This is a genomic window from Corynebacterium sp. 335C (genome assembly GCF_053525695.1).
In genome coordinates this window covers 715,084-726,241 of record NZ_JASTTB010000001.1, presented here as the reverse complement: position 1 = coordinate 726,241, position 11,158 = coordinate 715,084, and the positions used below count along the sequence as shown (strand labels likewise).

Sequence of the window (11,158 nt, the reverse complement as noted above, 5' to 3'; positions counted from 1 at the left end):
GTGCCAAAATAGAAAGACACGAAGAAACCACGACATCCTGAAAGGTCCAGCCCACCCATGACCTATGTCATCGCGCAGCCCTGCGTCGACGTGAAGGATCGCGCGTGCGTCGAGGAGTGCCCCGTCGACTGCATCTACGAGGGCAAGCGCAGCCTGTACATCCACCCCGACGAGTGCGTCGACTGCGGCGCCTGCGAGCCGGTGTGCCCCGTGGAGGCCATCTTCTACGAGGATGACCTGCCGGATGAGTGGGAGGAGTACTACGACGCGAACGTCGACTTCTTCGAGGAGCTCGGCTCCCCGGGCGGCGCAGCGAAGCTCGGCCCGCAGGACTTCGACCACCCGTTCGTCGAGAAGCTCCCGCCGCAGGCCGAGGAGTAGCCGGCGCCCGGGACGGTGCAGCCGCGCACCGGCACCGCAGCGCACCGTGACGCCGCACCCCCGCGCAGCCGTCGCGCCCGCACCGCCGCGCCCTCCCGGCCTCCGCAGCCCGCACCGACCCGACGGCGGCCGCGGGCTCCGTCGATCCCGGACCACCCGCCCCGCGCCGCCGCGGCCCCGCCTATCCTGGACGGGACCCGTCCCCGCCGCGCACGCCCGCGGCACGTCACCGAGGAGAGCCCCCATGGCCCGACCCGAGCGCATCCCCGCCGCCCGCCTCCTGCCCGATTTCCCCTGGGATTCGCTGGCCGACGCGAAGAAGACGGCGCAGGCGCACCCGGACGGGATCGTGGACCTGTCGGTGGGCACCCCGGTCGACCCGGTGGCGGAGCCCATCCGCGAGGCGCTGGCGGCGCACGCCGACGAGCCGGGCTACCCGCAGACCATCGGCCGCCCGGAGCTGCGCCGCGCGCTGCGGGAGGCCCTGACCCGCCGGTACAACGCGGTGGAGCTGGACGACTCGCAGGTGCTGCCGGTCGTCGGCACGAAGGAGGCCATCGCCTGGCTGCCGTTCCTGCTGGGCGCGGGCGCGGGCCACACCGTCGTCATCCCGGAGCTGGCGTACCCGACGTACGAGGTCGGCGCGCTGCTCGCGGGCGCCGACGTCGTCCGCGCCGATTCGCTGACGCAGCTCGGCCCCGCCTCGCCGACGCTGATGTACCTCAACTCCCCGTCGAACCCGTCGGGCAGGGTGCTGGGCGTCGATCACCTGCGCAAGGTGGTGGAGTGGGCGCGCGAGCGGGGCGTCATCATCGCCTCCGACGAGTGCTACCTGGGCCTGTCGTGGGAGGGCGAGGCCGTGTCGGTGCTGGACCCGCGGGTCAACGGCGGCGATGTCACGGGCCTCATCGCCATCCACTCCCTGTCGAAGACCTCGAACATGGCGTCCTACCGCACCGGCTGGTTCGCGGGCGACGCGCAGCTCATCGGCGAGCTGACGGAGGCCCGCCGCCATGTCGGCCTCATGATGCCGGGCCCGCTGCAGTACGCGATGACCGCGGCGCTGGACGACGATGAGCAGGAGGCGGCGCAGCGCCGGCGCTACGGCCGCCGCCGCGACGTGCTGAAGGCCGCGGTCGAGGCCGCGGGCTTCACCGTCGACGACTCCGAGGGCGGCCTGTACCTGTGGGCCACCCGCGGCGAGCCGTGCCGCGACACCGTGAACTGGCTCGCGGAGCGCGGCATCCTCCCCGCCCCGGGCGAGTTCTACGGCCCGAAGGGCGCGAACCACGTGCGCATCGCGCTGACCGCGTCCGACGAGGCGATCGAGGTCGCCGCGGGTCGTCTCCGCGCGTGATCGCGTGACGACGGCACCCGCCGTGCGGTGATGCCTCCGGCGTGACGACGGGCCCCGCGCACCGGGATGGTGCGCGGGGCCCGTCGCCGTTTCCGCGTGGAGGGGAGGGGTGCCGTCAGTCGCGGTCGTCCTCGTCGAGGCGGCGGTCGATGGCCTCGCTGTCGCGGCGGTGCATCGTCCGGGCGAGCCACGGGACGATGGCCATGATGAGGGCGACGCCGATGGCGGCTCCGATGAGCGCGACGAAGGCCGTCGGGGCGAGGTCCGCCGCCGAGTCGGATGCCCGCCACACGAAGGCGGCGATCCACAGCACGACGCCGATGCCGATCACCACCATGTGCGTGCGGTTGACCGAGGGCTTCTTCGGCCGGGGGACGCTGCGGCGCAACCAGGAGCTCGCGGCGATTTCGCCGACGTACGTCGGGACAAGGGCGAGGATCGACAGCAGGCTCACCTCCCGCGGCAGGTAGAGGACCAGCATCGCGGCGACGAAGGGGGCGGCCATGCCCGCGGCGTACATGCCGACCGTCATGGATCGGTGGAACTGGGCGCGCTGGAATTCGTCGTCGAACATGCTCTCGGAGCTCGCGATGAATCCGTCGCCGCTGGTGGTGCTCATTGTTCGGGTCCTTTCCGGGTTTGTCGTCTGTCGTTGTCCGGTCGTGTGCCGGGTGTCCGTGGTCGTCGGTGCCGTGCGCGGGGCGTGGGTCGTGCCGCCCGCCGGGCGGGTTAGCCCGCGGTCCGCGGGGTGCTCCCCGCCGGCGGCCCGGCGTGCTCGGCCGCGCCGTCGCCGAAGACCTCCTCGACCGTCGCGCCGAACACGGTGCAGATGTCGAGCGCCAGGTGCACCGAGGGGGAGTAGTTGCCCCGCTCGATGTTCGCGATGGTCTGGCGGGACACCCCGACGCGGCCGGCGAGGTCCGCCTGGCTCAGCTCGTGCCAGCGGCGGAGCTTGCGGACCAGGTTCGGCCTCATTCCGTCGTCGTTCGTTCCCATGCCCACAATGTAAAGGAAACTTGTCACCGTGGCAAGTGTGGTGTGCGTGACGACGAATCCCCTTCCCCGACTCGGACGCGAAAAAGGGGCGCGCCGCGGGATGAACCGCGGGCGCGCCCCGTCGTCAAGCGAACGCGGCTGCGCGGGCGCTACCTGCCCCGGCGCGCGCGCATCGTCTTGACGATGCCGGTCACGGCGAGCGCCAGCATCACGAAGCCGACGATGACGCCGACGAGACCCGCGATCGCGGCCCACATCGGCTGGCCCTCGACGAGCGTCGGCAGGCCGCCGAACACCACGATGATGAGCAGGCCGGCGGCGGCCCGGAGGCTGTACGCCGAGGTGTTGGCGGTGGCGGGGTTGGCCTCCGCGTCGCGCTCGCCGGCCGTGCGGGCGGGGCGGTGCGGATCGGTGCGCGGGTCATCGGTCATAGTGGTGACCATATACCCGCGACGGCGTGATGAGGAGGCTTCGATGGGACGTGCCCCGGGCAACCGCGACGCGTGGTGGGGCGCCGAGCGCGACCGCTCCGCCGCCCAGCTGCCCGACCCGGCGATGCCGCGGCGCCGCGGCGGCGACGACGCAGGTGGGGCGGACGACGGCGCCGGGGCCGCCGACGGACGCGCCGTCGGGTCCGCCGACCCCCGCGCCGCCGAGCCGCGCATCCCCTTCGACCCCGCGGTCGTGGCGGAGGAGGAGCGCATCCTCGTCGCCGACAAGCCGCCGTTCCTCGCCTCCACCCCGAACGGGCGGCTGCGCTACGCCACCGTCCAGCAGCGCCTGCGCGAATCCCGCGGCGAGCCCGAGCTCGTGAGCCTCCACCGGCTCGACCGCCTGACCTCCGGGCTGCTCCTCGTCTCCCGGGACCCGGCGACGCGCGGGGCGTACCAGCGGTTGTTCGAGGCGGGCGCCGTCGACAAGCGCTACGAGGCGCTGACCGCCATGCCCGACGACTGGGCGCCCGGCGAGACGCGCGAGGTCGCCGTCGAGCTGGCGAACGTGCCCGGCGAGCGCGGCGTCCGCGTCCGCGAACCCGGCGCCGCCGCCGGCCCGCTGCCCGACGGCGTGACGTGGCGCGAGGCGGTCACCGAGGTCACCTACGTCGGGCTCGTGCCGGCGGACGTCGGCGACGTCGTCGGCGGCCACGGCCACGACCACCCGGCGGCGTGCTCGTGCGGGGCGTGCGGGTCGGTGATGAGCGTCGCGAAGTGGTCGCTGCGCCCCCGCACCGGGCGGACGCACCAGCTGCGCGCGACGATGCACCACCTCGGCGCGCCCATCCTCGGCGACGACACGTACCCCCGTGACCTCGGGCTTTCGCTTGACGACGCCTCCCGCGCCCTCCGACTCGTCGCCGCCGAGCTGCGGTACGACGATCCCGTCGACGGGCGGCCCCGCCGCTGGGCGTCGCGCCGGCGCGTCGAGGACCCGCGCGTCCTGCCGGCGTAGCTTGCGGCGCGGGGGAGGGCGAGGGCTGACGCGGCCGGCCGACGCCGCAGCTCCTGTTCCTCGCTGATCCGGGGTGATCGCGCAGGCGGGCCTCTCGCGGCCTTTCCGGGACTCTCCGGGCATCGGGCCCGGAAGGAGGTTGGGGCCGTCCCCGTGCTGCTGAGGGGGCTCTCCGGCGGTCCAACCCGAACCCTCGTGCAGGGCGTACCGACCGATGCCCTTCGCTCCGCCGAAGCATGGGCCCAAAGGCATCGGTAGGTACGTTTCGGCGCCGATTCCGTACCGGCGGATGCCCTTCGGGCGCGGTCATCGGTCAGCCAGGGGCATCGGCCCGTACGCGAGGGCGGATCCGGGACTCTTCGGCGCCGTTTCCGGGCCCGGAACCCGTCGAACAGCACCGCGCCGCAGCCCCCGTGCCCCGGCTGCCCCGCACACGACGACGGCCCCGCCCCGTCGCGGTGGACGGGCGGGGCCGTGAGCGCCGAATCAGGCGGCACCGGGAGGAACCGGCGCGGATTCAGGCGGCGCGGAAGGCCACGCGCCGGATCAGACGGCGCCGAAGCCGGGGCGCCGCCGGGCGCAATCCCTAGTTCTTGTGCAGCGCCTCGTTGAGCTCGACCTTCTCGGCCTGCCAGGCGACGGCCTCGATGGCACCGGAGACGGAGTTGCGGCGGTAGAGCAGGTTGGACTGGCCGGAGAGGTCGGCGGCCTTGACCACGGTCTCGCCGCCGTCGGCCGCGAAGACGACCTTGGAGCCGGCGGTGACGTAGAGGCCGGCCTCGACGACGCAGTCGTCGCCGAGGGAGATGCCGACGCCGGCGTTGGCGCCGAGGAGGCAGCGCTCGCCGATGGAGATGACCTGCTTGCCGCCGCCGGAGAGGGTGCCCATGATGGACGCGCCGCCGCCGACGTCGGAGCCGTGGCCGACGACGACGCCGGCGGAGATGCGGCCCTCGACCATGGAGTGGCCGAGGGTGCCGGCGTTGAAGTTGACGAAGCCCTCGTGCATGACGGTGGTGCCCTCGGCGAGGTGGGCGCCGAGGCGGACGCGGTCGGCGTCGCCGATGCGGACGCCGGTGGGGGTGACGTAGTCGACCATGCGGGGGAACTTGTCGATGGAATAGACGGTCACCGGGCCGCGGGCCTGCAGCTTGGCGCGGACGATGTCGAAGCCGTCGACGGCGCAGGGGCCGTGGTTGGTCCACACGACGTTGGAGAGCAGGCCGAAGACGCCGTCGAGGTTGACGCCGTGGGGCTTCACCAGGCGGTGGGAGAGCAGGTGGAGGCGCAGGTAGGCGTCGTAGGCGTCGGCGGGGGCGGCGTCGAGGTCGGCGACGGCGATGGAGACGCCGACGCGGCGGGTGCCGCGGGCCTCGTCCTCGACGGCGAGCGGGGCGAGGTGCTCGGGCAGCTCGGAGGCGTCGAGGCGGGTGACGCCGGCGTCGGCGGGGGCCTCGTCGAGGAGCTCGGGGGCGGGGTACCAGACGTCGAGGACGACGTCGTCGGCGGTCAGGGTCGCGAGTCCGGTTGCGCGGGCGGAGAAAGTCATGGCCACGAGAGTACGGGACGGGTCCGCGCGGGGTGCGGGGTGGTGCGTGACGACGGCACCCGCCCCGGCGGCCGGCCCTCCCGCGGTGCGGGGATGCGGTCGCGGATGTGCGTGACGACGGCTCCCGCCCCGGCCGTCGGGCCTCGGCCCGGGCGGGGTTGCCGCGCGGGCCGGGAGAGCGGCCGCGCTCCCGGATCGGCGGCGGGGCCGCCCCGGAACGGATTCCGGTGCGGCCCCGCGGGGCGCTGCGCGTCGTCACACGCGGGGAGGGGCCCGTCGTGAAGCGCGCGGTGGGGCGCCTAGTGGTGCATGCCCTCGGCGAGCTCGTAGTCGGCCTCGGCGCGGGCGCGGCGGCGCAGCGGCGCGGTGAGGGCGGCGACGGCGGCGAGGAAGAGGCAGACGCCGAGGACGGCGATGACCTGCTGGCGGGCGGAGTCGTCGGTGAGCATCAGCAGGCCGAGGCCGACGATGAGGACGACGGTGAGCCAGCTGAGCCACGGGTAGCCCCAGACGCGGACGGACAGCTCGCCGCCGCGCTCCATCATGGGCCGGAGCTTGATCTGGGACAGGGCGATGACCAGCCAGATGACCAGGAGGCAGCCGCCGACGGCGTTGAGCAGGAAGACGAGGACGGCGTCGCCCTCGAAGACGACCTGGACGAAGACGGACAGGAAGGCGAAGACCATCGACATGACGACGGCGCGGTAGGGCACCTGCTGGGAGTTGACGCTGGTGAACAGGCGCGGGGCCTCGCCGCGCTTCGACATGGAGTAGACGAGGCGGGAGGTGGCGTAGATCTGCGCGTTGAACGCGGACAGGAGGGCGAGGACGATGACGACCTCCATGAGTCCGACGATGCCCGGGATGCCCGCCTGCTGCAGGACCTGGGTGAAGGGGGACTGGGCGGCGGTGTCGGCGCCGCTGATCTGCTCGTAGGGCAGCAGGAAGATGATGACCAGGACGCAGCCCAGGTAGAAGACCAGGATGCGGACGATGACGGAGCGGACCGCGGCGGCGATGGAGCGCTTCGGGTCCTCGGACTCGGCGGCGGCGATGGTGACGATCTCGATGCCGCCGAAGGCGAACGCGACGGCGAGGAGGCCGGCGGCGATGCCGGAGGGCCCGTTGGGCAGGAAGCCGGACTCGGCGATGTGCTGGGCGCCGACGAAGGTGGTGCCCGGCAGGAGGCCGAAGATGAGCAGGACGCCGATGACCAGGAAGGAGATGATGACGGCGACCTTGATGAAGGCGAACCAGAACTCGAACTCGCCGAAGCCCTTCACCTTGGCCAGGTTGACGACGGCGAAGAAGACGACGCAGATGAGGCCGGGGATCCAGCCGGGGATGCCCCACCAGGCGCCCATGATGGCGCCGGCGCCGGTGATCTCCGCGCCGAGGACCATGATGAGCATGAACCAGTACAGCCAGCCGAGGACGAAGCCGGCCCAGGGGCCGAACGCCATCTCGGCGTAGGTGGAGAAGGCGCCGGAGGAGGGGCGGGCGGCGGCCATCTCGCCGAGCATCTGCATCACCAGCACGACGATGACGCCGGCGATGACGTAGGAGACGAGGACGCCGGGGCCGGCGGCCTGGATGCCGACGCCGGTGCCGAGGAACAGCCCGGCGCCGATGGCGGAGCCGAGGCCCATCATGGTGAGGTGGCGAACCTTCAGGCCTGCGCCGAGGTCCTTGCTGTCGGTCTGCGGGCCCACGGCGGTCGCGCCGCCGCCCGCGCCGCCGGAGACGGCGGTGGGATCCTGGTTGGTCATGCCGGGAACATTAACGCCTGCGAAGCACTCGTGGATAGTATCCACGACCCCGCATACCCCCTGTTCGCGCCCCCGGCCCGCGCGAAGCCCGCGAGAAGCCTGCGAGAGGCCCGCGGCAGCCCCGCCGCGACCCGGCGCAGCCCCCGCGGCGGCGTCCGGCGCGGCCGCGGCGCGGGACCCGTCGCAAAGCACCCCTGCCTGCGGCGGGCCCGCGCCCCCGGCGTCAGTCGTGCACCGTCTCCATGCACACGGCGCCGTGGTCGGGGTCGTGGAAGAAGTGCATGCGGTCGCGCCCGGCGAGCTCGCCGGCGTTGACGCGGCGGCCCTCGTCGACGATGTCGACGGGCGTGTCGGGGGCGACGAGGACGCCCTTGTCGATGACGCATTCGTCGCCGAGGTCGACGCCGATGACGCCGGCGGCGACGCCGATGGTGCAGCGCTTGCCGACGTGGAGGGGGATGCGCCAGCCCTTCTCGTCGTGGCGGGCGATGACGGTGCCGGACAGGCCGACGCGGGTGCCGCCGCCGAGCACGACGTTGGAGGACAGGCGGCCCTCGATCTTGCACGGCCCGAGGGAGCCGGAGTTGAGGGAGACGAAGCCCTCGCGCAGCACGGAGGTGCCGGGGGCGAGGTAGGCGCCGAGGCGGACGCGCTCGGCCTCGGCGATGCGGACGCCGTCGGGGACGACGTAGTCGACCATGCGGGGCATCTTGTCGATGGCGTAGACGTGGATGAGGCCGCGGATGCGCAGGTTCGTGCGCAGCGCCTCGAAGTTGTCGGGCAGGCAGGGGCCCTTGTTGGTCCACGCGACCGTCGCCAGCGTGTCGAAGACACCGCGCATGTTGATGTCGCCGGGCTTGACGACGCGGTGGGACAGCAGGTGCAGCCGCAGGTACGCGTCGTGGGCGCCGTGGGTCGGCTCGGAGAGGTCGCGGATGGTGGTGTGGACGGCGACCTGCTCGACGCGCCGGTCCTCGTCGAGGAGGACCTGGCGCAGCAGCTGCGGGGCGATGTCCTGGGCGCCGAGGCGCCGGCTGCCGGAGGCGGGGACGTCCTCGGCCAGGCGCGGGTCGGGGTACCAGGTGTCCAGGACCGTGCCGTCCATCGCGATGTTGGCGATTCCGGTGGCCGCCGCGCCTAGAGTGAGCATGCCTTCAGTCTATTCGCTGGAACGCTTCAGTTCTCACTGAGGATACCCATAGGAGGAAACCGTGGAGGAGCCCCGCAGCCGAGATGCGCGACGCCCGGGGGAGGACCGGCGCGGGAATCGCTCGGCAGGTGCGCCGGGCGCGGCGGACGCGGCACGTGGCGCGGGTCGCGTCCGCCGTCCCGCGTCGCCGGCGGCCCGGGGCGTGCGTGACGACGGCCGCCGCGCCGGCGGCTCCGTCTCCCGCCTGCTGCGCCGCTCCGATCTGTCGGGGCCGGTGGCCGCTGCGGTGGCGGCGACGCTGGCGCTGACGTGGACGCTGCCGTTCGCGGCGGCGGTGGTGCTGCTGGCGCCGTGGGCGCCGGTGCGCTGGGCGGCCGGCGGCCTGGTCGCGCTGTGGCTCGCAGGTGCCGGGATGATCTCGGCCGTCGTGCTGGGCGCATGGTCGGCGCTGCTCGGCGTGGTGCTGGCGTGCGGCGGCATCGCGCTGCTGGGGCAGGGCGCTGGCCCGGCGCTCGCCGGCGGGGTGCTGCTGGCGCTCGGCGCGGGCGTCGTGGCCGGCGGCGCGGTGCGCTTCCGCATGGATCGCCGGGAGCGGGCCCGCCGGGAGCGGCTGGCGGCGCTGCCGGACTGGGAGCGCGACGAGCTCGGCGGCGCCGCGGCGCTCTACGACCCGGCCGCGCGCCGGGAGGCCGGCGCCCCCGCCTTCGCCCCGGAGGGCTCCGGCCCGGCCGCGGGCATGCTCGCGGCGGTGTGCCGCCCGCTGCCGGGCGCGGAAGTTCTCCCCGGCGCCCGCCTGCCGTGGCTCGTGGACGTCCCCGGCGCCGCCGTCGCGGTGCACGGCACGCGCGCGGCACTGCTGCTGCCGCCGGGGCCCGCGGAGGTGCCGCCGGTGCCGGAGCTTCCGGCGGGCGCGTCGCTCGCCGTGTTCGTGCTTGACGACGGGACTTCCCCCGTCGACCCCGCCGCCGGCGTCTCCGCGCCGGGCGCCGGCCGCGTGCGGCCCGTGACGCCGCATGATCCGGGGGAGCTGGCGGCGTTCCTGCTCGACGGCGCGCCCGCCGACGGCGACGCGCTGCACGGCGTCGCCGCCGACGTCCACGTGCGGCTGCGCCGGGCGCTGGCGGGCTGACCGCCGGGTCCCCGCCGCGCCCGCCCGACCGCCGCTTCCGGGATGGCCGCGTGGCCTGCCGCGCCGTCCCCGCGCCGTCCCCGCGGCGGCGCCCCACCCCGCCCCCGGGGTTCCTGCGCCGTGTCGGGCGCGCGGCTATCGTCGGCTGGGTGACCGACACCATCCGACTCGATCTCGCGTCCGACCCCGTCGATCTCACGGCGGCGCTGGTGGACATCCCCAGCGTGAGCCATGAGGAGGAGCGCATCGCCGACGCCGTCGAGGCCGCGCTGCGCACCATCCCGGACGTGGAGGTGCACCGCATCCGCAACAACGTCGTGGCCCGGACGAACCGGGGCCTCGGCCGCCGCGTCATCCTGGCGGGCCACCTGGACACGGTGCCGCCGTCGGGCAACGAGGGCTCGCGCCGCGCGCCGGGCGCCGACGGCACGCCCGCCATCCACGGCCTCGGCTCCGTCGACATGAAGCAGGGCGACGCGGTGTACCTGAACGCCTTCGCGACGCTGGCGAACGACCCGGCGCTGACCCGGGACATGACGCTGGTGATGTACGAGTGCGAGGAGGTGGCGGCGCGCTACAGCGGCCTGGCCCACCTCGTCGCGGAGCACCGCGATCTGCTGGACGCGGACGCGGGCCTGCTGGGGGAGCCGTCGGGCGGGATGATCGAGGCGGGCTGCCAGGGCACGCTGCGCATCCGCGTCGGCGCCCGCGGCGTCCGGGCCCACTCGGCCCGCGCGTGGCTGGGCGACAACGCCATCCACCGGCTGTCCCCGGTCATCGCCCGCGTCGCCGCGTACGAGGCGCAGAAGGTCGATGTCGACGGGCTGGAGTACCGCGAGGGCCTGCAGATGACGCGCATCGAGGGCGGCGAGGCCGCGAACACGGTGCCGGACGAGGTGTGGGCGTTCGTGAACTTCCGCTTCGCGCCGTCGCGGACGACGGAGGAGGCGAAGGCGCACATGGAGCACGTCCTCGGCCTCGACGTCGGCGAGGAGGCGCTGGCGGAGGCCGGCCTGTGGTTCGAGTACGACGACGTCTCCGACGCCGGCAACCCGGGCCTGGCCGATCCGGCGGTCGCGGAGCTGGTGGAGGCCACCGGCGGCCGCGTCCGCCCGAAGTACGGCTGGACCGACGTCGCCCGCCTGTCGGCGATGGGCATCCCGGCGGTGAACTTCGGCCCGGGCGATCCGTCGCTGTGCCACAAGCCGGAGGAGCACTGCCCGGAGCACTCCATCCGCGACGTGTCCGAGACGCTGAAGCGCTACCTGACCTCCTGACCGGCCCCGTGCCCGCCGGCGCGGGCCCTACCGGCCCCGCCGCCCGGCCCACCGCGCCCCACCCGCCATTCCCGACCGGCATCCGCCACGACCACCGAGGA

11 protein-coding genes are annotated in these 11,158 nt (G+C 74.2%); 5 read left to right on the top strand and 6 right to left on the bottom strand.

Annotated features, from left to right (window positions below; all coding sequences use genetic code 11):
* Positions 1–57 precede the first annotated feature (57 nt).
* Together fdxA and dapC are read left to right on the top strand one after the other, a co-directional pair.
* Positions 58–381: a ferredoxin gene (gene fdxA / locus QQS41_RS03070; protein ID WP_448851216.1), complete on the top strand. Its 324-nt coding sequence runs from the start codon at positions 58–60 to the stop codon at positions 379–381.
* Positions 382–625: 244 nt separating this feature from the next.
* Complete coding sequence (gene dapC, locus QQS41_RS03065) at positions 626–1,738, top strand: succinyldiaminopimelate transaminase (RefSeq protein WP_448851215.1); 1,113 nt, start codon at positions 626–628, stop codon at positions 1,736–1,738.
* Positions 1,739–1,853: 115 nt separating this feature from the next.
* Here the strand turns inward: dapC and QQS41_RS03060 are convergent, their stop codons facing one another.
* The 3 genes from QQS41_RS03060 to QQS41_RS03050 all read right to left on the bottom strand — a co-directional run bounded on the left by QQS41_RS03060 (position 1,854) and on the right by QQS41_RS03050 (position 3,165).
* A complete protein-coding gene (locus tag QQS41_RS03060) occupies positions 1,854–2,357 on the bottom strand; it encodes a hypothetical protein (RefSeq protein WP_448851214.1) in 504 nt (167 codons plus the stop codon).
* A gap of 110 nt (positions 2,358–2,467) precedes the next feature.
* Positions 2,468–2,713: a helix-turn-helix transcriptional regulator gene (locus QQS41_RS03055; protein ID WP_448851955.1), complete on the bottom strand. Its 246-nt coding sequence runs from the start codon at positions 2,711–2,713 to the stop codon at positions 2,468–2,470.
* A 170-nt stretch (positions 2,714–2,883) separates the two neighbouring features.
* Positions 2,884–3,165 carry a hypothetical protein gene (locus QQS41_RS03050; RefSeq protein WP_448851213.1) on the bottom strand — a complete coding sequence of 94 codons (282 nt, stop codon included), beginning with the start codon at positions 3,163–3,165 and terminating at the stop codon, positions 2,884–2,886.
* A 43-nt stretch (positions 3,166–3,208) separates the two neighbouring features.
* Here QQS41_RS03050 and QQS41_RS03045 point away from each other — a divergent pair, with 43 nt between their 5' ends.
* Positions 3,209–4,183, top strand: coding sequence for a pseudouridine synthase (locus QQS41_RS03045; RefSeq protein WP_448851212.1), 975 nt, complete (start codon positions 3,209–3,211; stop codon positions 4,181–4,183).
* A gap of 586 nt (positions 4,184–4,769) precedes the next feature.
* On the opposite strand, the gene dapD is transcribed toward QQS41_RS03045, so the two are convergent.
* The 3 genes from dapD to QQS41_RS03030 form a co-directional block, all read right to left on the bottom strand.
* Positions 4,770–5,732, bottom strand: coding sequence for a 2,3,4,5-tetrahydropyridine-2,6-dicarboxylate N-succinyltransferase (dapD, locus tag QQS41_RS03040; RefSeq protein WP_448851211.1), 963 nt, complete (start codon positions 5,730–5,732; stop codon positions 4,770–4,772).
* 299 nt (positions 5,733–6,031) lie between these two features.
* Positions 6,032–7,384: an amino acid permease gene (locus tag QQS41_RS03035; RefSeq protein ID WP_448851954.1), complete on the bottom strand. Its 1,353-nt coding sequence runs from the start codon at positions 7,382–7,384 to the stop codon at positions 6,032–6,034.
* 340 nt (positions 7,385–7,724) lie between these two features.
* A complete protein-coding gene (locus QQS41_RS03030) occupies positions 7,725–8,651 on the bottom strand; it encodes a DapH/DapD/GlmU-related protein (RefSeq protein WP_448851210.1) in 927 nt (308 codons plus the stop codon).
* 202 nt (positions 8,652–8,853) lie between these two features.
* Here QQS41_RS03030 and QQS41_RS03025 point away from each other — a divergent pair, with 202 nt between their 5' ends.
* Together QQS41_RS03025 and dapE are read left to right on the top strand one after the other, a co-directional pair.
* On the top strand, positions 8,854–9,780 hold the full coding sequence (locus tag QQS41_RS03025) for a hypothetical protein (protein ID WP_448851209.1): 927 nt from the start codon (positions 8,854–8,856) through the stop codon (positions 9,778–9,780).
* Between the two features lie 149 nt (positions 9,781–9,929).
* Positions 9,930–11,057: a succinyl-diaminopimelate desuccinylase gene (gene dapE / locus QQS41_RS03020; RefSeq protein WP_448851208.1), complete on the top strand. Its 1,128-nt coding sequence runs from the start codon at positions 9,930–9,932 to the stop codon at positions 11,055–11,057.
* Positions 11,058–11,158 lie beyond the last annotated feature (101 nt).